At 70.6% G+C, this 25,538-nt stretch carries 20 protein-coding genes, 1 tRNA gene and 3 pseudogenes; 10 read left to right on the top strand and 14 right to left on the bottom strand.

Annotated features, from left to right (window positions below):
• Positions 1–115 precede the first annotated feature (115 nt).
• Positions 116–1,852, top strand: a complete 1,737-nt coding sequence (locus AB3K78_RS02770) for a LuxR C-terminal-related transcriptional regulator (RefSeq protein WP_416447289.1) — start codon at positions 116–118, stop codon at positions 1,850–1,852.
• Between the two features lie 143 nt (positions 1,853–1,995).
• Positions 1,996–2,631 (top strand): annotated as a pseudogene (locus AB3K78_RS02765) (acetamidase/formamidase family protein); the annotation flags it as partial.
• A gap of 264 nt (positions 2,632–2,895) precedes the next feature.
• On the opposite strand, the gene AB3K78_RS02760 reads toward AB3K78_RS02765, so the two are convergent.
• The gene (locus AB3K78_RS02760; protein WP_416447288.1) at positions 2,896–3,639 is read right to left on the bottom strand and encodes a FadR/GntR family transcriptional regulator; all 744 of its coding nucleotides are present in this window, start codon (positions 3,637–3,639) and stop codon (positions 2,896–2,898) included.
• Positions 3,640–3,770: 131 nt separating this feature from the next.
• Here AB3K78_RS02760 and AB3K78_RS02755 point away from each other — a divergent pair, with 131 nt between their 5' ends.
• Both AB3K78_RS02755 and AB3K78_RS02750 read left to right on the top strand, forming a co-directional pair.
• The gene (locus tag AB3K78_RS02755; protein WP_416445969.1) at positions 3,771–4,730 is read left to right on the top strand and encodes a proline iminopeptidase-family hydrolase; all 960 of its coding nucleotides are present in this window, start codon (positions 3,771–3,773) and stop codon (positions 4,728–4,730) included.
• Entirely contained in the window at positions 4,727–6,133 is a 1,407-nt protein-coding gene (locus AB3K78_RS02750) for an APC family permease (protein ID WP_416445967.1), read from the top strand. Before AB3K78_RS02755 ends, AB3K78_RS02750 begins: the two co-directional genes overlap by 4 nt.
• Positions 6,134–6,286: 153 nt before the next feature.
• Here the strand turns inward: AB3K78_RS02750 and AB3K78_RS02745 are convergent, their stop codons facing one another.
• From AB3K78_RS02745 to AB3K78_RS02730, 4 genes and pseudogenes are all read right to left on the bottom strand, one after another.
• Positions 6,287–7,612, bottom strand: coding sequence for a hypothetical protein (locus AB3K78_RS02745; RefSeq protein ID WP_416445965.1), 1,326 nt, complete (start codon positions 7,610–7,612; stop codon positions 6,287–6,289).
• A complete protein-coding gene (locus tag AB3K78_RS02740) occupies positions 7,609–8,817 on the bottom strand; it encodes a hypothetical protein (protein ID WP_416447393.1) in 1,209 nt (402 codons plus the stop codon). Before AB3K78_RS02740 ends, AB3K78_RS02745 begins: the two co-directional genes overlap by 4 nt.
• 117 nt (positions 8,818–8,934) lie before the next feature.
• A pseudogene (locus AB3K78_RS02735) lies at positions 8,935–9,039 on the bottom strand (DUF2510 domain-containing protein); the annotation flags it as partial.
• 837 nt (positions 9,040–9,876) lie between these two features.
• On the bottom strand, positions 9,877–10,935 hold the full coding sequence (locus AB3K78_RS02730; protein WP_416445963.1) for an ankyrin repeat domain-containing protein: 1,059 nt from the start codon (positions 10,933–10,935) through the stop codon (positions 9,877–9,879).
• Between the two features lie 161 nt (positions 10,936–11,096).
• On the opposite strand from AB3K78_RS02730, the gene AB3K78_RS02725 reads away from it, so the two are divergent.
• Positions 11,097–12,119 (top strand): SMI1/KNR4 family protein, encoded by a 1,023-nt coding sequence (locus AB3K78_RS02725; RefSeq protein WP_416445961.1) that lies wholly within the window; start codon positions 11,097–11,099, stop codon positions 12,117–12,119.
• Between the two features lie 65 nt (positions 12,120–12,184).
• On the opposite strand, the gene AB3K78_RS02720 is transcribed toward AB3K78_RS02725, so the two are convergent.
• The 4 genes from AB3K78_RS02720 to AB3K78_RS02705 all read right to left on the bottom strand — a co-directional run bounded on the left by AB3K78_RS02720 (position 12,185) and on the right by AB3K78_RS02705 (position 14,469).
• Positions 12,185–12,258, bottom strand: a tRNA-Pro gene (locus AB3K78_RS02720).
• 395 nt (positions 12,259–12,653) lie between these two features.
• Entirely contained in the window at positions 12,654–13,628 is a 975-nt protein-coding gene (locus tag AB3K78_RS02715) for an aldo/keto reductase (RefSeq protein WP_416445959.1), read from the bottom strand.
• Positions 13,625–14,002: a MerR family transcriptional regulator gene (locus AB3K78_RS02710; protein WP_416445957.1), complete on the bottom strand. Its 378-nt coding sequence runs from the start codon at positions 14,000–14,002 to the stop codon at positions 13,625–13,627. Before AB3K78_RS02710 ends, AB3K78_RS02715 begins: the two co-directional genes overlap by 4 nt.
• A 71-nt stretch (positions 14,003–14,073) precedes the next feature.
• On the bottom strand, positions 14,074–14,469 hold the full coding sequence (locus tag AB3K78_RS02705) for a VOC family protein (protein WP_416445955.1): 396 nt from the start codon (positions 14,467–14,469) through the stop codon (positions 14,074–14,076).
• A 227-nt stretch (positions 14,470–14,696) separates the two neighbouring features.
• Here AB3K78_RS02705 and AB3K78_RS02700 point away from each other — a divergent pair, with 227 nt between their 5' ends.
• Both AB3K78_RS02700 and AB3K78_RS02695 read left to right on the top strand, forming a co-directional pair.
• A complete protein-coding gene (locus AB3K78_RS02700; RefSeq protein WP_416445953.1) occupies positions 14,697–16,100 on the top strand; it encodes a DUF2252 domain-containing protein in 1,404 nt (467 codons plus the stop codon).
• Positions 16,101–16,109: 9 nt separating this feature from the next.
• Positions 16,110–16,994 (top strand): NUDIX domain-containing protein, encoded by an 885-nt coding sequence (locus AB3K78_RS02695; protein ID WP_416445951.1) that lies wholly within the window; start codon positions 16,110–16,112, stop codon positions 16,992–16,994.
• On the opposite strand, the gene AB3K78_RS02690 is transcribed toward AB3K78_RS02695, so the two are convergent.
• On the bottom strand, positions 16,991–17,779 hold the full coding sequence (locus AB3K78_RS02690; protein WP_416445949.1) for a lysoplasmalogenase family protein: 789 nt from the start codon (positions 17,777–17,779) through the stop codon (positions 16,991–16,993). The two genes, AB3K78_RS02695 and AB3K78_RS02690, sit on opposite strands and share 4 nt — an antisense overlap.
• Before the next feature lie 113 nt (positions 17,780–17,892).
• On the opposite strand from AB3K78_RS02690, the gene AB3K78_RS02685 reads away from it, so the two are divergent.
• From AB3K78_RS02685 to AB3K78_RS02675, 3 genes are all read left to right on the top strand, one after another.
• Complete coding sequence (locus AB3K78_RS02685; RefSeq protein WP_416445947.1) at positions 17,893–18,516, top strand: TetR/AcrR family transcriptional regulator; 624 nt, start codon at positions 17,893–17,895, stop codon at positions 18,514–18,516.
• Positions 18,513–20,075, top strand: coding sequence for an MFS transporter (locus tag AB3K78_RS02680; RefSeq protein ID WP_416445945.1), 1,563 nt, complete (start codon positions 18,513–18,515; stop codon positions 20,073–20,075). The genes AB3K78_RS02685 and AB3K78_RS02680 overlap by 4 nt, the downstream gene beginning before the upstream one ends.
• 277 nt (positions 20,076–20,352) lie before the next feature.
• Entirely contained in the window at positions 20,353–20,889 is a 537-nt protein-coding gene (locus tag AB3K78_RS02675) for a DUF4190 domain-containing protein (protein ID WP_416445943.1), read from the top strand.
• 110 nt (positions 20,890–20,999) lie between these two features.
• Here the strand turns inward: AB3K78_RS02675 and AB3K78_RS02670 are convergent.
• The 4 genes and pseudogenes from AB3K78_RS02670 to AB3K78_RS02655 form a co-directional block, all read right to left on the bottom strand.
• Positions 21,000–21,854, bottom strand: a pseudogene (locus AB3K78_RS02670) (DUF817 domain-containing protein); the annotation flags it as partial.
• A 235-nt stretch (positions 21,855–22,089) separates the two neighbouring features.
• Positions 22,090–23,634 (bottom strand): ribosome biogenesis GTPase Der, encoded by a 1,545-nt coding sequence (gene der / locus AB3K78_RS02665; protein ID WP_416445941.1) that lies wholly within the window; start codon positions 23,632–23,634, stop codon positions 22,090–22,092.
• Positions 23,631–24,413: a (d)CMP kinase gene (cmk, locus tag AB3K78_RS02660; RefSeq protein ID WP_416445939.1), complete on the bottom strand. Its 783-nt coding sequence runs from the start codon at positions 24,411–24,413 to the stop codon at positions 23,631–23,633. Before cmk ends, der begins: the two co-directional genes overlap by 4 nt.
• The gene (locus AB3K78_RS02655; RefSeq protein ID WP_416445937.1) at positions 24,410–25,510 is read right to left on the bottom strand and encodes a prephenate dehydrogenase; all 1,101 of its coding nucleotides are present in this window, start codon (positions 25,508–25,510) and stop codon (positions 24,410–24,412) included. Before AB3K78_RS02655 ends, cmk begins: the two co-directional genes overlap by 4 nt.
• Positions 25,511–25,538: the final 28 nt, after the last annotated feature.

The raw sequence follows: 25,538 nt of genomic DNA, 5'->3' as shown, positions 1-25,538 counted from the left end.
GCACCGCGGCTACGCCGAACTGCTCCAGCGATCCGGCGGATCCGAGGCGGCTCTGGCCTACCACTGGCATCAGGCGCGCGATGCGACGCGCGCGCTCGCGGCGGCGGTGTGCGCGATGCAGCAGGCGAAGAACGCCTACGCGTTCTCCACCGCGGCCCGCTTCGGCGAGCTCGCCCTCGAACTGTGGGATCAGGTGCCAGACGCGGCCGCGGTCGCGGGCGTCGAACGCATCGCGTTCCTCGCGAGGCTCGGATCCATCCTCCGCAACGGAGGCGACGGCGAGCGCGCGCTCGCGGTGGTCACGCTCGCGCTCGATGAGCTCGACCCCGCGACGGTCGGACCCGCGGTGCGCGCACGCCTCCTGCGCGACCGCGCGCTCTACCTGCAGAACCTCGGGCGGCACGGCACCGTACCGCTGCTGCTGGAGGCCATCGAGGTCATCGACGGCGACCCCGGCGAGGCGCAGCTGCGCGCCAGCCTGCTCAACTTCCTGGGCGGACGCCACCTCACCGGCGCTCGACTCGAACAGGCCGTCGCGACCTCCGACGAGGCCTTCCGCATCGCCGAGGCAGCCGGCTCCGAGAACGCGATGTCGGTCGCCGCGAACCTGCGCGGCTGCGCGCGGGTGCACCTGGGCCAGGTCTCGGCCGGGCTCGCGGACTTCGAGCTCTCCTGGAACCACGCGCTCGACCACGACAGCCAGCTACGGCACCGCGTCAACTACGCCGACACGCTCAACCTGATCGGCCGCTTCCGCGAGGCCGTCGAAGTCGCCGAGCTCGGCGTCGCGCACTCGCGCACCCTGGGCGTCGAGCGCGCGACCGGCTCGGTGCTGTCCCACAACATGGTCGAACCGCTGATCGAGCTCGGCGAGATCGACCGCGCCGAGGCGGCGACGGCGCGGGACCTGCAGGTGCGCACGCTGCAGATCTTCCGCCTCTACTCGACCATGTCGCGCGTCCGCACCCTGGTCTGGCGCGGGAGGATCGCCGAGGCCGAGGCGCTGCTCGCCGAGTGGCGCCCGCGAGCGGAGGCGACCTCCGAGGTGGAGCGTCAGGTCTGGTACTCGTTGCGCAGCGTCGAGATCCTGATCGCGCTCGGCGCCGGCGATCCCCTGCGCGCCGCGGAGGCCCTGCAGCGCACGCTCGACGACGAGGGCACCCGCACCGCGCAGCTGATCAGGATCCTCCTCGAAGGCGCGCGGGTCGTCGCCGACCTGCGCGCCGACGGCCACACCGATGTCGCCGCGTCCACTGCCGACGCGCTCCGCACCGCCTGGCGCTCGCGTCCCCGCGAACTGCAGATTCCCGGCTGGGGCACCGTGCTCGACGCCGTGCTCGACGCCGATTCCGCGGCGCTCGCCGAGGCGATCCCCGTGGCAGACGGCGACGGCGTCCCCGCGATCTTCGCCCCGCTCGTGCGCCTCGAACTCGCGCGGGTACGCGCGGCCGCCGGCGACCGCGCCGCGGCAGCCGACCTCGGCGCCGATGCCCTCGACCGGGCCGAACGGCTCGGGCACGATCGGCTGCGGCATCGCGCCGCAGAGTTCCTCGACGCCGCGGGCCTGCGCCGCGCGGCCGACGGCTCCGGTCTCGCGATGCCCAGCACCCCGCCCGCCGGTGCCGCGTCCGGCGTCGAAGAGCTGACCTCCCGCGAACGCCAGGTACTCGACCTGGTCGCCGAGGGACTCAGCAACCGGCAGATCGGCGAGCGGCTGTTCATCAGCGCGAAGACCGCGAGCGTGCACGTCTCCGCGATCCTCCGCAAGCTCGGCGTCGCGACCCGCACCGAAGCCGCGGTGCGGGCCCGCACCGCGGCCCCGTTGCCCGGCCCGGCTCCGGAGCGGGCCTGATCCGGAGCGGGTCTGATCCGGAGCGGGTCTGATCCGGAGCGCGGCACCGGCTCGCAGCCGCGCGGGAGTGGTGCGGGGCCGCCGCGCGTGCTTGCATAGGTCTAGCAGCTATACCTCTTCGGGCGCCCTCGGCGCCTCCCCGAGTGAAACCGGAGCCCACCGTGCACGTTCTTCCCGCAGACCACGCCGTCCTCTCGCTCGCCCCCGAGCACGAGCCGGTCCTCACCATCGACTCCGGCGACGAGGTGCGCCTCACCACGATGGACTGCTTCTCGAACACCATCACCGACGAGTCCCAGCTGTTCAGCTCGGTCGGCTGGGACGACGTGAACCCCGCGACCGGCCCCATCGCGGTGCGTGGCGCACGGCCGGGCGACACGCTCAAAGTCGAGATCCTCTCGATCGAGGTCGACTCCGTCGGCACCATGACCACGCACCCCGACTTCGGCGTGCTCCCCGGCACGGTCGAGGAGCGCACCCGCCGCATCCCCGTGAGCGATGGACTGATCCGCTTCAGCGACCGCCTCAGCATCCCGATCTCCCCCATGATCGGGGTGATCGGCACCGCCCCCGCCGACGAATCCGTGCCGACCGGCACCCCGAAGGGCCACGGCGGCAACATGGATACGCGCCGCATCACCGCCGGCACGACCCTCTACCTGCCCGTCGCCGTGGAGGGCGCGGGCCTCGCGGTCGGCGACGTGCACGCCGCGATGGCCGACGGCGAGGTCGCCGTGTGCGGCCTCGAGATCGCCGCGGTCGTCGAGCTGCGCATCACCGTGATCCCCGGCCGACCGCTCCCGCTCCCCTTCCTCGCGACGCCCGAGCACCTCATCGCGATCGCCTCGGCGCCCGAACTGCGCGACGCCGTGACCGAGTCCACGCGGATGATGCGCGACCTGCTCGTCGAGCGGAGCGAGCTGGACCGGACCGAGGCACTCATGCTGCTCTCGCTCGTCGGCGACGCGCGCATCAGCCAGGTCGTGGACCCATGGGCGACCGCTCGCATGGAACTCCCCTCGTGGTCGCCGAGGCCTACGGGATCAGCGCCCCCTGAGATCGACCGCAGTCGCCTCCGCGCGCCTCCGCGCCTGCTCGATGAGGTCGCGGTCGATCATGGCGTGCCGCCGGGCGAGCGCGCCGGCCGCGGCGATCTCGCCGGCCACGATCAGGCGCACGAGCTCCGTGTGGTCCCGCGTCGCCCGCTCCTCCATCGCGGCCTGATCCTCGATCGCGCCCCAGGGATGCTGCGGCGCCGAGAGGCTGACCCTGCGGTCGAGGAACAGCATGGCATCGGCGAGCGCAGGAATGTGCGCGGCGTCGGAGATGGCGAGGTGCAGGCGGGAATCCGCCGCCTGCTTCTCGCGCCCCGAGGCCGCCGCGACGAAGTCGGCGAGACGCGCCTCGAGGATCCGCACGTCGTCAGCGGTGCGGCGCTCGGCCGCGGCTTCGCAGATCGCACCCTGGATCCGGCTGCCCGCGTCGATCGCGTCCTCGATCTCGGCCAGACGGCGATGCAGCAGTTGCGCGGCCGCACTGCGCTCGTCGATGCGAGCCGCGGTCACGAAATAGCCGCCGCCCCGCCCGCGGCGAACCTCGAGCAGGCCCGCCTCGGTGACCATGCGCAGCGCCTGCCGCATGGTCTCGCGCGCCACGTCGAGGGAGTCGGCGAGCTCGCGCTCGCTCGGCAACCGGGAGCCGGGCAGGTACTCGCCGATCAGCACGGCCGTCAGCAGGCGATCCCGCAGATTCTCGGCGCGGGTGCGCTGCTCGAACGTCTCGTTCATCGGCCCGCCTCCTCCGGTTCCCGGGATCCCTGATCCCCCAGCCTAGGGCGCGTGGGCTTTCTTTTTCTAAAAGGTCTCCCTACTATGCCTTTTGTCCCCCATCACGAAATGGCTCAGCGAGGAGAAGATTCGTGTCGACCGTCGACGAAACCCGGGTGCCCTTCAGGTCCGGCCACACCTGGGTGCGCATCACCCGCCCCGACAGCCCGCGCGCGGGCGCGCTCCCCCTCGTCGTGCTGCACGGCGGACCCGGGTTCTCGCACGACTACCTGCGCTCGCTCGCCGAGCTCGCCGACGCCACCGGTCGCACCGTGGTGCACTACGACCAGTACGGCTGCGGCCGTTCGACGCACGAGCCCGACGCTCCCGCCGACTTCTGGACCCCGGAGCTCTTCGTCGAGGAGTTCCACGCCGTGCTCGCCGCACTCGGCATCGAGCGCGCCCACGTGCTCGGCCAATCGTGGGGCGGCATGCTCGGCGCCGAGATCGCCGTGCGGCGCCCCGCCAACATCGCGTCGCTGCAGATCTGCAACTCGCCCGCCGCGATGGACCTGTGGTCGCAGGCCGCCGCCGCGCTTCGCGAGGAGCTGCCGGCCGAGGTGCGCGAGACGCTCGAACGGCACGAGGCCGACGGCAGCTACGACGATCCCGAATACCTCGCCGCTTCGCACGAGTACGACCGCCGCCACGTCGTGCGCATGGACCCGACCCCGCAGGACTACCTGGACTCCGTCGCGAACGTCGACGCCGACCCCACGGTGTACCACACCATGAACGGCCCGAACGAGTTCCACGTGATCGGCACCATGCGCGACTGGACGATCATCGATCGCCTGCCGCGGATCGCGGTACCGACGCTCGTGCTCGCGGGCGAGTTCGACGAGGCCCAGCCCGTCACCTGGCAGCCCTTCGTCGAGCACATCCCCGGGGCCCGATCCGTCGTGATCGCGGACGCCAGCCACTGCTCCCACCTCGAGAAGCCCGAGGAGTTCCGGGCCATCGTCACCGAGTTCCTCGCCGAGGCCGACCGCCTCGCCGAGGCCGACCGCCTCGCCGATCCCGACACCGCGACCACGGAGGTCAGCGCATGAACCAGCACGCCCAGAGCGCGCAGAGCGCCCGCAATGAAGCCGACCTCGCGCGGTTCGGCTACACGCAGGAGCTGAAGCGGTCGATGTCGACCGCCGACCTCGTGATCTACGGCCTCATCTTCATGGTGCCGATCGCGCCGTGGGCGATCTTCGGATCCGTCTTCAACGCGTCGAAGGGCATGGTGCCGCTGGTCTACACGATCGGCCTCATCGCGATGATCTTCACCGCGCTGAGCTACGCGCAGATGGCGAAGGCGTTCCCCCTCGCCGGCGGCGTCTTCAGCTACGTCGGCCGCGGCATCCACCCGAACCTCGGCTTCTTCGCGGGCTGGCTCATGCTGCTCGACTACCTGCTCGTGCCGACGCTGCTCTACGTGATCGCGGCCGAGTCGATGGTCGGCATCTTCCCCGGCACCGAGCGCTGGATGTGGGGCATCATCTTCGTCGCGATCAACGTCGTCGTGAACCTCACGGGCGTCACCTCGCTCAAGTGGATGAACCGCATCTTCCTCGTCATGGAGCTCGCCTTCATCGTCGCCTTCGTCGTGATCGCGGTCATCGGCCTGAACGGCGGCCAGCTCCCCCAGGCCGAGTGGTCGACGAAGCCGATCTGGAACGCCGAATACGTCACCCCCGCGCTGCTCGCCGCGGCCCTCTCGATCGCCGTGCTGAGCTTCCTCGGATTCGACGGGATCTCGACCATGGCCGAGGAATCGACGGGCGATTCGAAGGCGCCGGGCAAGGCGATGGTGATCAGCCTCCTCGTGGTGGCCTGCCTGTTCATCGGCCAGACCTGGCTGGCGTCGATGCTCGCCGGCGATTTCGCACCCGTGCCCGATGACGCGGTCGGCAACTTCTTCTTCGATCAGATCCGCGCGGTCGCCGGCACCGGGATCGTGAACGCGTTCTTCGTCGTGAACGTGCTCGCCGTGGGCATCGCGAACTCGATGGCCGCGCAGGCCGCCACGAGCCGTCTGCTCTACTCGATGGCCCGCGACCGCCAGCTGCCCAAGTACCTGGGGCACATCAACTCGCGCAAGGTGCCGAGTTACGCGATCCTCACCGTCGGCGTGCTGTCGGCGATCCTCGTGCTGTTCTTCGCCGGCAAGATCGGAACGATGAGCTCGATGGTCAACTTCGGCGCGCTCACCTCCTTCGCGCTGCTGCACCTCACCGTCATGTGGTTCTACCTGCGACGCAAGCAGTCGAAGAAGTGGATCTCGCACGCGCTGCTGCCCGCCGTCGGCTTCGTGATCATCACCTACGTGCTGATCAACGCGGGCGCGGAAGCGCAGATCGCCGGCCTCATCTGGCTCGTCGTCGGCACCGCCATCTTCATCTTCAACAAGGCCACGGGCCGCAGCGTCGAGATCGACGTGACCGTGGACGAACTGCCGGAGTAGGCTCCCGGTCTTCCGGTCCCTCGGGACGCCGGAACGGTGCAGCCCCGGTCGGGATCACGGATCCCGACCGGGGCTGCGGCGTCTCGGCGAGGCTCCTGCCGGCGAGGCCGCTGCCGGCGAGGCCGCTGCCGGCGAGGCTCCTGCCCGGTGAGGCTACTGCCCGGCCATCCACTCCTGCCAGGCCGCGGCCGTGAACTTCGGGTTCTGCGCCCGGGCGAGCTGCTCCAGGGTGATGAAGTCGTTGGTCGACTTGACCGCGAGCGCCCAGGGATCGCCGCCCTGCTCCGCGACGAAGCGGTAGAACGAGCCCGCGGCCGCATGGCCGGTCGACGCCGTCGCGTCGCTCCTGATCTGGTCGTCCGAGAAGGCCTGTTCGCCCAGCGATGCGACGCTCTCCTTGAGCGCCGGAGTCGGCGCGAAGTCGCTGTACCCCGTCTGCCACTCGATGAACCTCGCGAAGCCCTCGAACGGGGCGGCGGCGTGGCTGCGATTCGAGTTCGGCGCGGCGCTGTACTGCAGGCAGTGCGTGAACTCATGGACGAACACGGCTCCGAACCAGCGCTCACCGTCCCCCATCGCCCCCGGTCCCAGGACCACCGACGAACCGCCGACGCGCCCGCCGCTCGCGATCGCGGGATCCATGATCGGCGACGCGACGCTCGGCTGCGACGCCGATCGCGCGAAGCCCGAGATCTCGGTGAGCCCGCTGCTGGGCCCGCGCCAGCGCTTCAGGCGCTCGTCGCGATCGGTCACGGCGCCGATGAACCCCTTCTGCGGCACCTTGCTGCCGAGCTTGGTCGCGTAGGTGAGCAGCGTGCTCGCCGCCTGCTCCGCGATGGGGGCCGCGCGGTCGACGAGCGCCCGCTCGTCGGGCAGTCCGTAGATGATGGCGTGCTTCTGCTTCACGACGTAGAGTTTGCCGTCGTCCCAGGGCATGGGTTCCGCGGCGGGAGTGAACGACGTGATCACGACGTCCTTGCCGCGCGCCTCCGTCGTCACGGAGTACTGCTGCCCGAACGGCAGCACGAGCCCAGCATCGACCGTGTCCGAGCCGCGCAGCGCATTCGCCGGGAATCCGAGGTCGACGCCGATCGAGATCTCGCTCGCGGTCGTGACCCCCTGCGGGTCCACGTAGCCCGTGGTGAATCCGATCGCCGACATGTTGTCCCACCAGAGCCCGAGCTGGTCCTTGGCCTTGCCTTCGGCGTGCGACAGGAAGAGTTCGCGGTCCTGCTTCTGCAGCGCCGTGTTCATGTCCTTCCAGGCGGCCGCGTACAGGCTCGCCTGCGTGTCCTGGTTGGTGTGGACCCACTGCGGGTTGGCGCCGTCGACGGCCGGGAGGTCGGCAGCGGCTCCCGTCTGGGGCGCCTCCGCGAGCGTCGGACCGGCGAACGCGCCGGCCGCGAACAGGCTCCCGGCGCAGAGCAGCGCGGCTCCGCCGATGATCAGTTGTGCGGTGAATGCTCTCGGGTTCTTCACGATGCCTTCGCCTCCTCGAGCCAGATGAGCCGGTAGAACGAGTCCTCGGTGCTGCCCTCGGCCGACATCGCCGTCGAGACCGCGGTGAAGACGTAGCGTTTGCCGTCGACCACGATCGGGTACTGCGAGATCGGCAGCCGGTAGTCCCCGCCCACCTCGAAGCCGATCAGTTCCTTCGGCAGCGCGCTCACCTCGTTGATGATCGGAAAGCCCGCCGAGATCGCCGGGATGTCGAGCCCCTTCGCCTGGACTTTCAGCTTGCCTCCGCCGTAGAGGCAGAAGCTCGCGAGCCGGCCTCGCGTCCGTGCGGAGTCCGAGAGGTCGGCCAGCACCCGGTGCATGTCGGTGCAGAGGCTCTCGGCCTTGTCGTCGGGGGTCGGTGGCACCGACGTCGCCGCGGTGTCGTTCCCCGGGTCCGAAGTGATGGTCGACGGCCGGGTGATGCCGGCGACCTGCCACGGCCCCACCGAGGACGGCTTCTGCTTCGGCACGGATTCGTCGGCCTGCTTGCCGGACTTCCCCGACCCGTTGTAATAGAACGGGCGGGTCAACCAGACCGCCTGCTGCATCTGCGTCTGGTACTTCTTGCCCTCGAAGGTGAACTCGATATCGAAATCGACCAGGAACCCGGCGGCCGCGGCCTGTTCGGGATCCGACTTGTAGGAGCTCTGACCGCCGCGCTGGTAGACCGGCTTCTTCTCGTCGATCGTGTAGTCGACCTTCATCTTGAGCGATTTGCCGGTGGCGTAGTCGCCGTAGAGCGGCGCGAACGTGCCGTCCGCGCCCTGGCGCATGCCGGGGGTCGCACTGTCTCGCCAGGCGTCATCGCCTTTCGCCGCGCTCGAGAGGAACCGCTTGAGCACGGCCGGAGCCGACTTCGCTTCGACGGCGGCCGTGCGCTGGCCGATCTGGGTCACGGCGAACCAGCCGCTCCCCGCGATGATCACGAGGCCGAGCGCGAGGATCGCCCACGTCGTCGCCGTCCAGGTGGGCGGGCGCTTCGGCCGGGGCTCGGCGGGTGCCGAGTGGGCGATCTGCTCGCCGGCCTGGTAGGGAGAGGCCGGACCCGCGGCGAAGGGTGTCGGCTGGGCGTGCTGGGAGTGCGCTGCCGTCTGAGCGGGCTGCTGCTGGGGGTACTGCGCCTGCTGCGCCTGCTGCGCCTGCTGCGCGTAGTCTGCCGTCTGCACCGAGGCTTGGGGCTGCACCGGCTCGTGAGCCTGCGGCTGCGGCTGCGACTGCGCCGCCTGGGGCTGCGGTACCGCTGGCGCAGCTTGGGGCGGCACCGGCGGCTGCGGCGGCTGCTCTTGTGGCTGCGCCGCCTGCGGCATCGGGGCGACGTGCGCGGTCCAGGCGCTCCCGTCCCAGTAACGCAGCGTCCCGTCCCCCGAAGGGTTCGGGTACCAATCAGGCGGCGGCGATCCAGTCATCGTCGAGGTCCCTCCGATCGATGCTTCGAGCCGCTGGGGATGCGCCTCGAATGCTGGGATCAATATACCCAGAATTTCCAGGTCAAATGCGCGCACATCATTCAATAACTTGAATGATCAATTTCTTCCACAAAAGCGCTTGAATCATCATTCAAAAATTCAAGGGATTTGTCTGCCCCAGCTTTCGGAGCCCTGCTCCTTCATCGCCCCGCTCTTCGGCACACCGCTGGTCAGTTCCGGCCCGCGTAGTCCACAAACCGCCCCTGGTCCCCCGATCCCGCCAGGAACCAGTGCGAAACCGGGGCGTCGGCGCCTTCGAGGGCGCGGATCCGGTTCGCCAGCCCCGCATCCGCGTGCCCGATCCCGTCGCCCGAGACGTCGAGGGTGAGCTCGGGGCCCTCCCCGTCCCGGGATCCAGGTCGATCCGGACATCACTGTTCGGAAACGCCTCACAGAGGGAGACGAAGAACCGCGCGGTCCAGTCCTCCCCGGCCGCTGCCCTCGCGCTGTCCGAATGCAGGCGACACTGGTCGCCGTTCAGCGCGATAACGAACTCCGCATTCCACTTCGGTTCCGCCTCGTGCCACACCGAGAGCACCTTCGGGATCGTGTCCGCCGCTCCGTCGGACCGGACCTTCGCGACGAGACGCACCTCCGATGAGTATCCGACCTTCGCCTCAGTGTGCTCGGAGTCGACGCGCACCACCCCTGGCACGCGGTCCAGCGCCTCGGCGAGGCGCTGCGCTTCGGCCGCTGCTGCGCCCCCACCTTGGCATCCGGACAGGGCGAGGGCGCCACCTGTCGCGAGGGCGAGGGCGGCGATCATGCGTGCGGTGATCACCGCTCATACTCCACAGCTCCGAGCGGGATCGGCTTCGGGTTCTGCGCCACCCACGAGACCGCCAACTCGGTCAGCCGCTCCACGCGTTCGCCGTCGTCGCTCCCGCCGCGCAGCGCGTGCGCGAGACGGCGCGCCTCCTCGACGTCGCTCGCCTCGAGCGGGATCCCCGTGACGAGGTGCTCGGGAATGGCGGCGAGCATGAGTTTGAATTGCCGATCCCAGTTCGGGCTGCCGTTGTCGAGGATCTCGCGGGCGATCCGCCCGGTGAGGCGAATCGCCTCGCCTTGCGCGGTCTGCGCGGGTCCGCTCGACGGCACCAGCAGTTCCCACAGCGCCCGGTGCTGATCCTGCCACGACCCGTCGGGCACGGCGATCGACGAGACGCCGTCGTGCATCGCGCGCCGCGGAACGGGTTCGACGTCGAAGAGCTCGTACAGCGCGGTGAGCCCGGCGTCGGTCTCGGCGAGGAAATCACGGTTGAAACCTGCGCGGTGGAACTCGAATCCGGCACCGATCCGCGTGACCTGTTCGCGAGCCTCGTCGGTGATCTCTGCTCCTGCCTCGGTCAGGATGCGGGCGATCTCGGCCATCTCCGAGATGCCGATGTTCTCCGTGCGTCGCAGTCCATACAACAGCGGATTCGCCTTGCTGCCGTTCAGGCGATGCGGGTCCGCCCCATGCGCCAGAAGCACCCGGACCGCTTCCGCGCGCTGGTTCCCGGCGGCCGCGTGCAACGGAGTATCGCCGGTGTGGTCGGAGCGCTCGATGTCGGCACCGAGCGACAACAGGAGCGGGATCTGCGCTTCGCGCCCCCGCGAGGCGCGCTCCCACAGCGGCGAGCGGTCGAAGGTGTCGGCGGCGTCGACGTCGAGCCCCTGCTCCGCGAGCCAGACGATCAGTGCGTCTGGGCAGTCGACGAAGCCGATCGCAGTGCGTTTGCCGAAGCCGCCGCGCGCATCGAGCAGGGTCTTATCGAAGATCGCTTTCAGCTCGTCGAGCGGCTTCGAACTCAGCTGCTCGTCGAAGTCCTTCGGCAGAGTCTTGCGCTTGGCCATGGATCGTCCTCCTGCTGGGGTCGCGGTGGGGCGTTGGGATCGACTCTACGCAGTACGTCCGACATTTCTGCGGGTTCGGAGTCTGCATCGTCTGTCGAGCTTGGCCCGCCTATTCCGGCGCACCCTGCTGAACACGCTTCGTGCGTGGCAGACTGCCCGGCATGACGAGCTTCAGCGCGGCGGAACTCTCCGACCTGTTCGACGATTCGGAGTACGGTCGCGAGAAGTACACGGAGCCCGCACCGAGTGACGAGCTCGTCGCCGAGGTGGAGGCCGAGCTCGGGTACCGGCTGCCCGCCGCATACGTGGAGCTGTGCCGCACGCGGAACGGTGGAACGCTCCGCCGCAACTGCTTTCCGACCGAGGGCGTGCACGTCTGGGCTGAGGATCACGTGGCCGTGACCGGGCTGCGCGCGATCGGCCGTACCGCCACGTGGTCGCTGCTCGGTGATCTCGGGTCACCGTTCATGCAGTCCGAGTGGGGGTATCCCGACATCGGCGTGTGCTTCGCGGATACGCCCACTGCTGGGCACAGCGAGTTCATGCTCGACTATCGGGCGTGCGGCCCGAAGGGCGAGCCCGCGGTGGTGCTCGTGGATCAGGAGGCCGACTACCGGATCTCGTTCGTCGCGCCGGACTTCGCGACGTTCATTCGCGGCCTCGTGCCCGAGGAAGTTCTCGAGAATGATCCCGAGGAGGCGTTCGCGGAGGAGTTCGAGACGGTCGAGGAGGGCTCCTTCTCCCCCATCGTGCTGCGCGGCCTTGCGGCGCTCGGCCCGGTGCTCGACGACGGCGAAGCGAGCATCCGGGAGATCGGGCGTCGGATCGTGCGCGAGAAGGAGTTCTTCGCACTGCACGCGGACGCGGACTCGCATCTTATGTACGCGACCATGTTTCTGCTGTATTCGGCGCTGACGACGGCGCGCTCGCGGGAGGACTTTATCGACAAAGACCCGTCGAACCCCGGCTACGACCACCCCTGCTACGCGATGATGATCCCATCCTCGTGCACGGGCCAGCCCTACGGCTTCACCACGGGCGGATGGGCGCGCGGCTTCGTCGAGGACTGGTGGGACACGCAGATCGCCTCCGGCGGGATCGTCGCGGTCGAGGGTGGGTTCCGGTTTTCTCCGGACACCGAGGCCGGGTTGGTGCGGGTGTTGAATGCGCTGGCTCGGGCGTGAACTCGGGGTGTCCCGAGCAACGAAAGAAGCCCTGGCGAGAACTCGTTCTCGCCAGGGCTTTTCGGTCGGGCTGACAGGATTTGAACCTGCGACCCCTTGACCCCCAGTCAAGTGCGCTACCAAGCTGCGCCACAGCCCGTTGTTACTCGAACTCGACCCGCCAGAGCGAGCCTCGCACCGAGGCAACCCCTCCATCTTAGCCACAACTTCGACGCACCGCGAACCAGGGGATCCCGCGCGTGCCGCGTCGGAGCCGGGCCGCCGACACGGGCGCATCGAGCGGACCCAAATTGACCATACCTCGGCAAGGAAAGGTCAATTTGGGTCCGGTCGATCAACGCGATGCGAGTTTCGATACTTCGACTCGTCGCTGCGCTCCTCGCTCAGCACGGCGCTCGCAATCTCGCTCAACCGACAGGTACGGGGTGCGAGATCCTGCGACTCGCCGGCGCGGTGGCGCCGGCGCGAGATGCGCGAAACGCTGGCGCGTTTCTCTCAAGCATCTCGCGCGCACAGGATGGCCAGGCGCGCGACCTACCGCCCCACGCTCGACATATCCGCGTACCGGTCCCCCACCGCGGGCGGCACCGCATCGAGGAACGCGAGCTGCTCGGCGGACAGCGACAGCGCATCAGCCGCCACGTTCTCCTCCAGCCGCGAGACCCGCTTGGTGCCGGGGATCGGCGCGATGTCGTCGCCCTGCGCGACGACCCAGGCCAGTGCGACCTGCGCCGGCGTCGCGTCGACCTCCAAAGCGACCGCCTCAACGGCCTCCACGATCCGCAGGTTCGCGTCGAGGTTCTCGCCCGCGAAGCGCGGGTTGCTGCGGCGGAAATCGTCCTCACCGAACGATGCCGCAGACCGGATCGCCCCGGTCAGGAACCCGCGCCCGAGCGGCGAGTACGGCACGAGCCCGATCCCCAGCTCACGCAGCACCGTGAGCTGCTGCCGCGCCGGCTCCTGCGTCCACAGTGAGAACTCCGTCTGCAGCGCCATCACCGGGTGCACGGCGTGCGCCCGGCGAATGGTCTCCTCGGAGGCCTCCGACAGCCCGTAGTGCAGGATCTTCCCCTCCGAAACGAGTTCCGCGAGGGCGCCGACAGTGTCCTCGATCGGCGTCTCCGGATCCATGCGGTGCTGGTAGTACAGATCGATGCGGTCGGTGCCGAGCCGCTGCAGCGACCCCTCGACGGATCGCCGCACGTTCTCGGGGGTGCCGTCGAGCGAGCGGCCGCCCTCGGCGCTCCGCTTCACGCCGAACTTCGTCGCGAGCACCACCCCGTCGCGGCGACCGGCGAGCGCCCGACCGACGAGCTCCTCGTTGTTGTTGTCGCCCCAGACGTACATTTCGGCCGTGTCGAACAGGGTGACGCCCAGGTCGATCGCGCGGTGGATCGTGCGGATCGATTCGGCGTCGTCGGTGCCCGCACCGCCGTAGAACGCCGACATCCCCATGCAGCCGAGGCCGATCCGGCCGACCGAGAGAGTTCCGAGTGTTGCGTGCTTCATGCGCTGAGCCTTTCGGAGTAGAGGGTGATCTTAAGGTCGATGGCGCCGAGCGCGTCGTCCAGCTCGGCGAGGCGCGCGAGCACGGTCTCCCGGTGCTCGCGCAGCAGCTCCAGCCGCTCGGCGCTCGTGTGCTCGCCCGCGCGGGCGAGTTCCACGTAGCGGCGCACCGTCGCGATCGGCATGGCCGTGGATCGCAGCTTGCGCAGGAACCCCAGCCAGGCGATGTCCGCGTCCGTGTACCGCCGATCCGACGACACCCGATCGACGGGCGCGAGCATCAGCCCCTCCCGCTCGTAGTAGCGGAGCGTGTGGGCGGTCAGCCCGAGCTCGTGCGCCGCCTCCGAGATGGATCGGGTCCCGATTGTCTGCTGCATGGGGCCAACGCTACGACTTCGAGTGCACTCGAAGTCAAGCGCGGATCGCGCGAACTCTCAGCGAACCCGGATCACCCCGCGGCGAGCACCGCGAGCACGTTCCCCGCGGGATCGCGGAACCACGCGATGTCGGGGCCTCGGCCCGGACCGCCGTGCGCGATCCCCTTCGCGTCGGTGCCGAAGTCGGGATCCGTGTAGATCTTCGTCACGACGCCCTTCGCGTTGAGCTCGTCGACCGCCGCCTCGACGTCGTCGACGGGGAAGTTCAGGATCGTGAAGCTCGCGGGCGTGTGATTCGGCTTGCCGTAGACGAGGATCGACCCGCCCTGCGGCAGCCGGATGTCGAGGAAGCCCATCGGATTCGTCGACACCTCGAGCCCGAGCGTCTCGCCGTAGAAGGATCGGGCCGCATCGATGTCGTCGACGCTGAACCCGCTGAACGCGTTCGCAGTGGTGAAAGCAGCCATGCGCCCAGCATGCGCCCGCCGCACGCGGGTGTCCAGGATCGGTTCCGGGTTTCGATACTTCGGCTCGTCGCTGCGCTCCTCGCTCAGCACGGCGCTCGCAGGCTCGCTCATCCACCGGACGGTCTCGAACCTCCTGCGCCGCACCCCTCCCCTATGCTGAGCGCACACCCGCCAAGACCCCCACCGAACGCCACCGCGCGCCGAGCCACCCCGCGAGGAGAACGAAGATGCCGCACATCCCAGGACGCCTGCGCTTCGAGCACGACGCGGTCGCGAGCTTCGCCGACCATCGCGCCGACGGGCGCGCGGCGCGATCCCGCACCCCGCGTTCGGCGCACGCCGAGTTCGACGCGGATCCGGGCCGCGATCCACTGGGGATCATCGAGCGGCAGAACGCGGATCGCCTGCCCGACCTGGTGCCGCTGCGCATGAGCCGCATGGCCGAGAGCCCGTTCGCGTTCTATCGCGGCACCGCGGCGATCCAGGCCGCCGATCTCGCGGGTTCCCCCGACAGCGGCCGCATGGTGGTGGCGTGCGGCGACGCGCACCTCACCAACTTCGGCATCTTCGCGGCCCCCGACCGCAGCCTCGTCTTCGACCTCAACGACTTCGACGAGGCCGCCGTCGCCCCGTGGGAGTGGGACGTGAAGCGGCTGGTCACGAGCGTCGTCATCGCAGCCGCCCACAACGGATTCGGCCTGGCCGATGCCGAGGAGGCGACGCTCGCCGCCGCGGCCTCGTACCGGACCACGATGCGCGCGCTCGCGAAGCGCACGGCGCTCGAGCGCTACTACCAGCGCAGCGTCGCGACCGAACTGCCCGGCATGAGCGCGAGCTCGGTGAAGGCGCTGAACCGCACGCTCAAGCGGGCGGCGAAGCGTACCTCGTCCAAGGTCGCCGCGAAGATCATGGAGACGGCGCCCGACGGTACCCAGCAGATCCGGGAGCAGCCGCCGACGATGGTGCACGTCGAATCGGAGATGGAGGGGCGCCTCGCCGAACTCGTCGCCGCGTATCGCCGTTCGGCCGCGCCCGACATCGCACTGCTGCTCGCGCAGTACACCCCGACCGACGTCGCCCGCCGCGTCGTCGGTGTGGGCAGCGTCGGCACCCGCTGCTCGATCGCGGTGTTCACCGGGCCGCACGGCGAGCCCCTGATCCTGCAGATGAAGGAGGCCGGGCGCTCGGTGCTCGATGAGTACGGCCTGCTGGATCGGCGCCCGGGCCGCGGGATCACGGCGCTCGATGCACCGGCCGACGGCGGCGAGCGCGTGGTCACGTTCCAGCGGGTGCTGCAGTCGAGCTCCGACGCGTTCCTCGGGCACCTGCAGTTCGAGGGCCGCGGCTTCTACGTGCGGCAGTTCCGCGATTTCAACGCGTCGATCGAGGTGTCGGAACTGGATCCGCCGGCGTTTCTCGACTACGTGCGCGCGTGCGGGCACCAGCTGGCGCGGGCGCACGCGCAGAGCCCGGGCGCCGGGTTCATCGCGGGATATCTCGGGTCGACCGACGTGTTCGATCGCGCGATGGCGTCCTGGGCGCAGGAGTACGCCGCGCAGTCGCTGGCGGATTACCGAGCGTTCGTTGCGGCGATTGACGCCCGACGTTTCGAAACGGCCCCGCCGCAATAGGCTGGTCGCATGAGCGACACCAGGGACCCCGGGGACGCCTGGGTCACGGCGGCGGACGGCAACAGCTACTGGGGCCGGTTCGGCGCGGCGGGTCTGCTGCTGCACGATCCGGGGCGCGGCGTGCTGCTGCAGCACCGCGCCGACTGGAGCCATCACGGCGGCACGTGGGGCATTCCCGGCGGGGCCCGGCACGAGCACGAGGACGCCGTGGCGGCCGCGGTGCGCGAGTCGAACGAGGAGGCCGGGGTGCCCCTCGACGGGGTGCTCCCCCGGTACCGGCACGTGCTGGATCGCGGCGGTTGGACCTACGCGACGATCGTCGCCGACGCGGCGCACCCGTTCGAGCCGGTGATCGCCGACGCCGAGAGCCACGCGCTGGAGTGGGTGCCGCTCGATCGGGTCGAGGAGTATCCGTTGCATCCGGGCTTCGGGGCGAGCTGGCCGCTGCTGCGTCCGCTGCTGACCGCGCCGCCCGCGATCGTGATCGATGCGGCGAACGTGATCGGGTCGGTGCCCGACGGCTGGTGGAAGGATCGCCGGGGCGCGGCCGAGCGGCTGCGGGATCGGATCGTCGCGCTCGGCGGGGCTCCCGTCGCGCCGGGGCTCGTGGGGCTGTCGGACGCGGCGTTGCCCGGCATCGACGCGGCCTACCCCGAGTGGGTGCTGGTGACCGAGGGCGTCGCCCGCGACGTCGAATCGGCGGGCGAGGTGCGCGTGGTGGGCGCTCCCGAGCTGGGCGACGACACGATCGTGACCGAGACCCGCGCGCTCGTGGAGCGCGGCCTGCGGGTGTCGGTCGTGACCGCCGACGAGGAGCTGCGGACCCGCGTCGAGGCGGTCGGCGCCGCGGCGACGCGCGGCCCGAAGAAGCTGCTCAAGCGGCTCCCGGGCTAGCGGATCGCGGGATCGCCGCCCGCGGAGATCCCGTTCCCGGCTTCGGCGTCCCCGATGCGAGACGCCGCGCCGCCGGCGGCTCGCCCCGCCGCGCGCACGACGCCCGCCGCGATGAGCCCCTGCCCGAGGCAGTAGGTCAGCATGACCATGCCGCTGGTCCAGCCCGGCATGGCATCGGGCAAGAAGAGCCGGAACGCGAGGATCGAGTCCGACACGAGGAACCAGGCGCCACCCCAGGCGACGATCGGGCCGGAGCGCGACGAGAGCGTCGCGGTGCCGCCGAGCACGAGGCCATAGAGCGCGACCGGGACCAGGAGCGCGCCCGTGTGCGGGCCGAGGACCGTGATGAGCACGATCCACCAGAGCGCGTAGGCCGCGGCCCAGAGCGGCACGCGCGGTCGCGCCGCGATCCCTGCCCCGCGCCAGAACACCCAGATGTAGGCGAGGTGCGCGATCCCGAAACATGCGAGCATCACCGGGAGTTCGGGCAGCGCGGGGAAGAACGTCGCCGCGCCGTCGCCCAGCCAGGAGGCGAGGATCCCGACGACGAGCACGGTGACGACGCTGCGCGGGAACGGGCGGATCCTCGCGGCGGCGCCGATCACGGCGAGCACGAGCGCGGGCATCAGGATCAGCTTGGTGGGGTCGGCCAGCGGGTGCTCGGCGAAGCGCAGGATCACGTGCACGACCGAGATCGCGGCGTAGGGCGCGAACCAGCCGAGCAGCGCGGCGCGCGAGGGCATGCTCGGAGAGACCGCGGGACGCGGGGAGGACGTCGATGTCATGCCCGAAGCCTATCGGCGGCGATGCACAGGAACTGCTCGGGCAGGCGCGCCACGCGCTCCTGTACGCTTGACCACATTCAATTGATGTACAAACGTACAGAAAGGGGTCGGTCATGACCGCGCAGCCCGGCATCGACGCGCCGGCGCCCGGACGCCGCGACCCCGAGGGCCGCAAGCGCGCGATCATCGCCGCGGCCGCCGAGCTCATCATCGAGGGCGGAACCGCCGCCCTCACCCACCGCCGCGTCGCCGCGCGCGCGGGCGTCTCGCTCGGATCCACCACCCAGTACTTCGCCTCGCTCGACGAGCTCCGCGAGTCGGCGCTCGAGCAGCTCGTCGCCGAGACCGACGCGGCCCTCGACCTGCTCGCCGAGATCACCTCCGCCGACGACTTCACCGTCGCCGACCTCGCCCCCTTCGTGCGATCCTGGCTCGTCGACCCGCGCCAGGTGCAGGCCGACCTGATCCTCGTGAGCGCCGGCGCATCGGATCCGACCCGGCGCGCACTCGCCCGCCGCTGGTTCGACCGCGCGGTCGCGATCCTCTCGGAACGCCTCCCGCCCGATCGGGCCCGCGCCGTCGCGATCTACGTCGACGGCGCCATGATCCACGCGGGACTCCACGACGAGCCGCTCGACCTCGACGTCATCGTCGGCGACCTCGAAGCGCTCGCCCACCCCGCACGCCCCCGCTCCACGGAGCCCGCCCCGCAGCACCAGAACGGACCCCGCCCGTGACCGACGCAGCAGCATCGACCACTCAGTTCCGCGCCACCGCCCCGCAGCCGTACTCGAAGGCCCGCCGCTGGGGCACGCTCGCCGTACTCACGGCCAGCCTGCTCGTGATCACGATGGACATGACGATCCTCAACATCGCGATCCCCGACCTCACCGAACGGCTGCGCCCGAGCGCCGACCAGGTGCTCTGGATCGTCGACGTCTACTCGCTCGTGCTCGCGGGCCTGCTCGTCACCTGCACCGCGCTCGCCGACCGCTGGGGCCGCAAGCGCATGCTCCTCATCGGCTACACGATCTTCGGCGGCACCTCGCTGCTCGTGCTCTGGGCGACGAACGCCGAGGCCGTCATCGCGCTCCGCGCATTCCTCGGACTCGGGGGCGCCATGATCATGCCGACCACGCTGTCGCTCATCCGCGTGGTGTTCAAGGATCCGCGCGAGCGCACCCTCGCGCTGGGCATCTGGGCGGCCGCATCCAGCCTCGGCGCCGCCGTGGGCCCGCTCATCGGCGGTGCGCTGCTCGAGCAGTTCTCGTGGCAGTCGGCGTTCCTCATCAACGTCCCGCTCATGGTCGTCGCGCTCGTCGCGGGCATCTTCGTGCTGCCCGAGTCGAAGGTCGCGAACCCGGGCCGCATCGACCCGCTGGGCGTGATCCTCTCGCTCGCGGGCATGACGCTGTTCATCTGGTCGGTCAAGGAGTTCGGCGTCGGCGCCTCCCTCGCGAACCCCGCCGCCTGGGCCGCCCTGCTCGCCGCGCTCGCCCTGCTCAGCTGGTTCGCGGTGCGCTGCCTGCGCAGCGACGCGCCCCTGCTCGACCTGCGCCTGTTCCGCAGCCGCCCGTTCTCGGCCGGCATCATCGGCGCGCTCGGATCGAGCTTCGCGATGGGATCCGCCCTGCTGCTGCTCGCGCAGTGGATGCAGCTCGTCGACGGCGCGACGCCCGTCGAGACGGGGCTGCGTCTCTTCCCCGCCGCGATCGGCGGCGCGATCTCAGCGCTGCTCGCTCCATCGCTCGCACGCTGGACCAGTCCGCGTGCGGTGCTCGCCGGCGGCATCGCCTCGGCCGGCCTCGGCATGATCCTCATCGGGGTGCAGCCGGGGACCCTCTCGACCCTCACCGTGCTCGTCGCGATCACGCTCGTCGGTGTCGGCACCGGCGCGCTCGCCATCGGATCCGCCCTCATCATGTCGGGCAGCCCCGAGGAGAAGGCCGGCAGCGCCGCGGCACTCGAGGAGACGGCGTACGAACTCGGCAGCGTGCTCGGCGTCGCGATCCTCGGCAGCATCGCGGCGCTCTGGTACCGCGCGAACTTCGCGGGCTTCGTCTGGCCGGGCGCCCCCGATCCCGCGGCGGTCGCCGACGCCGAGTCCTCGCTCGGCGGCGCCATCGCGGTGTCGCAGAAGCTCGGCCTGCCCGAGCTCGCGCACGAGGCCGGAATCGCGTTCACCCACTCGATGCAGTGGACCGGGATCATCGGCGGCGGCGTGCTCGTCGCCGTCGCGATCACGATCTTCGCCCTCACACCGAAGGGCACGAGCGTCTCCGACGCGCAGCACTGATCCGGGGTGGGCGTGACTCCGGTCCGGCTCCGTCGAGTGGCGGCAAACGACCGCTATTCCGTTCGATACCAGTGGTTCGGCGCCACTCGACGAGGCACGACCGGCGTATGCCCGGGTTCTCGGGGTCGTCTCGGGGTTTCCCCCGAGACGACCGGGTACCCGGGTACGACCCCGGCGATACCCGAGTCCGATGGCAGGGGCCCGGCCGGTCCGTAGCGTGGAATCATCACGCACCGGACGACCATCGAGGCCGGAGCCACACCGAAGGGAATGCGTCATGAACGCCACCGCCAACTCCAACGACCAGGCACAGTCCGGCACCGCCGTCGTGGCGGATCCCGCAGCCGTCACCGTGGTCGCGCCCGACGCCACCGGCGCCCAGCCCACCGGCACCCAGCCGACGGTCCAGCTGCCGAGCGGACAGTTCACCGCCCAGCAGCCGACGATCCCGCTGCCGCCGCTCGGACCCGACGCCGACCTGCCGCCGGCGGCCGCCGCGCACCCGATCCCGCAGGCGCAGTACCCGGGCGCGGCCCACCCGGCTCCGAGCCCCGACCAGACCCGCACCTTCACGATCACGAGCTTCGTGCTCGGCATCGTCTCGGTGGTCGCCGGCTGGACCTTCATCGCACCGATCGTCGGCCTCGTCTTCGGCATCATCGCCCTGCGCCGCCGCACCGCCGACCGCGCGCTCGCGATCTGGGGCGTCGTGCTCAACTCGGTCATGCTCGGCGCCACCGCCCTCGCGGCGCTCCTCGGCATCGCCGCGGTGACCTTCGGCGCCCTCGCCTCGATCCCGCACTGGGGCTGGTGAACCGCGGCCGAACGCCGCGTCCTCGCCTCAGTCGACGGCCCGCTCCCCTCGGGGGCGGGCCGTTCCGCGTCCCCGGGTTCCTCGGCGGCCTCCGGCCCTCCACCGACCCCGGGCGGTTTCGGCGGGTACACGAAGGTGACGAGCACGATCGAGATGATCATGAGGAGGAACCAGGCGACGATCTTCTGCGGCGATACGAGGTGCCAGCCGTCGGCCTGATTCGGATAGAACCAGGCGCCGGCCCAGGTCGCGATGTTCTCGGCGAACCAGATGAAGAGGGCGACCCCGACGAACACCGGAAGGATCGGCACGCGCAGCGTCGTGCGCCACACGCGGAAGTGCATCACGGTCGGCAGCCAGAGCACCACGACGGCGGCGAGCAGGATCCAGCGGAAGTCGAACACGAAGTGGTGCGCGAAGAAGTTCAGGTAGATGAGCGCGGCGACGATCGCCGTCAGCCAGACCCTCGGATACCGCGCGAAGCGCAGATCGTGCAGGCGATACACGCGCACCATGTAGGAGCCCACCGCAGCGTACATGAATCCCGAGAAGAGCGGCACCGCGCCGATGCGGAGCACGCCGTCGCCGTCGTAGCTCCAGGATCCGACGTCGGTCTTGAACAGTTCCATGGCCGTCCCGGTGATGTGGAACAGCACGATCACCCACAGCTCGCGGCCGCTCTCGAGCCGGAACGCGAGCATGCCGATCTGGATCAGGATCGCCGCGATGGTCAGGGCATCGTTGCGTGCCAGCACGGCATCTTCGGGATACCAGAGACGGGCCGCGACGATGACGGCGAGCAGCAGCGCGCCGAACACGCACGCCCACGCCTGCTTCAGCAGGAACACGGCGCACTCGACGAGCACCGCCCGAGCGCCACGGCGGGGTGCGTCGCGCAAGATGCGGTGGGCGAGACGATCGATCCCGCGCTCGAGGCGGGTGAACTCGCGGATGCCGTCCGTCATCCCTCGAGGCTAGCGGCCCGGCCGCGCCGCGCGAAAACCTCGGCCGGCGAAGGGGTCGTCGGGCGCGGGTTTCAGCGGGCGGTGATCGGGACCAGCGCCGAGGCGTGAGGTCGACGACAGAACGGCTTCTCGACGAGAGCACGGCGAGCCTCGCGCTCAGAACCCGTCCCCTCGCCGATTGGGCGTGCTCTCGTCGAGCGCGCAGCGCGGCGCAGCGCGGCAGCCCGAACCCGGCCTAGCGGCCGGGGCGCGGCCGCTTCTCGCGGATGCGCATGTTCATGACGATGGGGGTGCCCTCGAAACCGTAGCGCTCGCGCAGGCGGCGCTGGATGAAGCGGCGGTACCCGGGATCCAGGAATCCCGTGGTGAAGAGCACGAACGTCGGCGGACGGTTCTGCACCTGCGTGCCGAACAGGATGCGGGGCTGCTTGCCGCCGCGCAGCGGGTGCGGGTGCTCCTGCACGAGCTCGGCGACGAAGGCGTTGAACTTCGCCGTCGGGATGCGGGTGTCCCACGAGTCGAGCGCGGTCTCGAGCGCTGGAACCAGCTTCTCGAGGTGGCGGCCGGTGCGGGCCGAGATGTTCACGCGCGGCGCCCAGGCGACGTGCGCGAGGTCCTGGTCGATCTCGCGCTCCAGGAAGCGACGGCGTTCGTCGTCGAGCAGGTCCCACTTGTTGAACGCGAGCACGAGCGCGCGGCCCGATTCGAGCACGAGGTCGATGATGCGCAGATCCTGGTCGCTGATCTCCTGCGTCACGTCGAGCAGGACGACGGCGACCTCCGCCTTCTCGAGCGCGGCGGCGGTGCGCAGCGACGCGTAGAAGTCGGCGCCCTGCGAGAGGTGCACGCGCCGGCGGATACCGGCGGTGTCGACGAAGGTCCACACGCGGCCGGCGATCTCGACCTGCTCGTCGACCGGGTCGCGGGTGGTTCCCGCGAGGTCGTTCACGACCACGCGCTCCTCGCCCGCGGCCTTGTTGAGCAGGCTCGACTTGCCCACGTTGGGGCGGCCGAGGATCGCGACGCGACGCGGGCCGCCGAGCTTCGGGCGGGCGACCGCCGACTCCTCAGGCAGCGCCTTCATGACGTCGTCGAGCAGGTCGGCGACGCCGCGACCGTGCAGCGCCGAGACGGGGCGGGGCTCGCCCAGGCCGAGCGACCACAGCTGGGCGGCCTGCGGCTCCTGCACGGCGTCGTCGACCTTGTTGGCGATGAGGAAGACGGGCTTCTTGGTGCGGCGCAGCAGCTGCACGACCCGCTCGTCGGTGGCGGTGGGGCCGACGCGCGAGTCGACGACGAACATGACGACGTCGCAGAGCTCGATGGCGACCTCGGCCTGCGCGGCCACCGATGCGTCGATGCCCTTCGCGTCGGGCTCCCAGCCGCCGGTGTCGACGAGGGTGAATCGGGTGCCGGCCCACTCGGCCGGGTAGCTCACGCGGTCGCGGGTGACGCCGGGAACGTCCTCGACCACGGCCTCGCGGCGGCCGAGGATCCGGTTGACGAGCGCGGACTTGCCGACGTTCGGGCGTCCGACGATCGCGACGACCGGCAGCGCCTCCGCCTCGGGCTGCGTGAAGCCCAGGAACTCGCCGTCGGCACCGAGGATCTCGAGGTCCTCCGCCTCGAGCTCGAAGTCGTCGAGGCCGGAGCGCATGGAGCGCAGGCGCTCCTCGTCGGTGACGTCGGCACCGCCCTCGATCACTTCGCTCGGGTCGATGGCGGAGAGGTCGAAGACCTCGGTCTCGCCCTCGTCGTGCAGTTCGTTCGACTCGGTCATGCGGTTTCCTCCTCGGGGCGGGCGCTGGCCTGGTGGGCCTGCGCGCCTCGGATGATGTCGGTGACGGCGGCGACGGACTGCTCGAAGTCGAGCTCGCTCGTGTCCACCAGGGTGACCCCGGGTGCGGGGTTCAGGAAGTCGACCACCAGCGCGTCCTTCGCGTCGCGGGCGATCAGGTCTTGGAGCACCTGCTCGGGGCTCAGACCGGGAAGCTCTGCGGCGCGGCGCTGGGCGCGCACCTCGGGGCGGGCGGTCAGCAGGATCCGGACCGGGGCGTCGGGGGCGACGACCGTCGTGATGTCGCGCCCTTCGATGACCACGCCGGGCAGACCGGATTCGGCGACGATGGTGCGGAACATGGCGTTCAGCCGTTCGCGCACCGCCGGGTGCTTCGACACCCGGCTGACCTGCCCGCTGACGGAGTGCTCGCGGATCTCGGACGTGACGTCGACCTCTTCGGACGGCAGCCCGTCGAACGCGGGCACGCGAACGACGACGCGCTGCGCGCCGCGCAGCGTGATGTCGTAGTGCCAGAGGTCGAGCAGATTCTCGACCGCCGCCGCGTCGTCGAGGTCGATACCGGTGCGGAGCGCCGCCCAGGCGAGCGCCCGGTAGGCGGCGCCGGTGTCGAGGATGCCGAAGCCGAGGCGCTCGGCGGCGGTCCGCGCCACGCTCGACTTGCCGCTGCCCGCAGGGCCGTCGATCGCGGCCAGCAGGGACGAGGTGTGCGCGGGGACGGCCTCGGGTACGCCGAGCGCGGGGTCGACCCGTTCGGTCATAGCGTCCTCCATCCGCGGCTCTGCAGATCGGCGACGGCCCGTTCGGCCACCTCGGGCAGCACGGCGATCTCCGCGAATCCGATCTGCGCACCCGGTGAGTGCTCCAGGCGCAGATCTTCCATATTAATGCCCAGTTCGCCGAGCTCGGTGAGCAGGCTCGCGAGCTGCCCGGCGCGGTCGTCGATCAGCACCGTGATCGACGCGAAGCGGGCGGCGCTGCCGTGCTTGCCGGGGATCCGGGCCACCCCGTTCGCCCCGCTGGCGAGCAGGTCGGCGATGCTCCGCTTCGAGCCGGGCGCATCGGCGGCGCGCAGCGCGTCGGTGAACGCCGCGACGTCGCGCTGGAACGCGTCGAGCAGCTCGATCACCGGGCCGCGGTTGGCGCCGAGGATCTGCACCCACAGTTCGGGATCGCTCGCCGCGATGCGGGTCGTGTCGCGCAGTCCGCCGCCCGCGAGCTCGATCGCGTGCTCGTCGGCGGGCAAGAGGCGCGCGGCGAGCAGGCTCGACACGACCTGCGGCAGGTGCGAGACGAGGCCGACCGCCTCGTCGTGCGCCTCGGGGGTCATCTCGAGCAGCACCGCCCCGAGGTCGAGGGCGACCGCTTCGACGAGGGCGAGCGTCTCGGCGGAGGTGTCCGCGTCGCGGCACACCACCCAGGGCCGGGCGACGAAGAGATCGGCGCGGGCCATGATGGCCCCGCCCCGCTCGCGGCCCGCCATGGGGTGCGAGCCGACGTAGTTGTCGAGGTTGAGCCCGCGGCGCTGCAGCTCGCGGAGCGGGGCGAGCTTGACGCTCGCCACATCGGTAACGACGGCGCTCGGGAAGCGGCGGATCGCGCCTTCCACGGCGTCGGCGACCACGTCGGGCGGCGTCGCGACCACCACGAGCGCGGGGTCGGGTTCGCCCGCCACGCGGGCGCGACCGGCGCCGTAGTCGGCGGCGAGCGCCGCGGTGGTCGGCGAGACGTCCTCGAGGGTCACGTCGACGCCGCGGGCGCGCAGCCCGAGTCCGACGCTCGCTCCGAGCAGGCCCGCACCGATCACGTGCACCTGCCCCGTGACCCTGCTGGCCAGTCCGTTCGCCTGTTCCGTCATGTTCCGCCCTTGCACTCGTGGCTGTTCG

Origin of the sequence: Leucobacter sp. HNU, assembly GCF_047946755.1 — a bacterium.
Classification (GTDB): domain Bacteria; phylum Actinomycetota; class Actinomycetes; order Actinomycetales; family Microbacteriaceae; genus Leucobacter.
The sequence above is the reverse complement of the archived record's forward strand: the minus strand, read 5'-3'. Positions and strand labels throughout refer to the sequence as shown.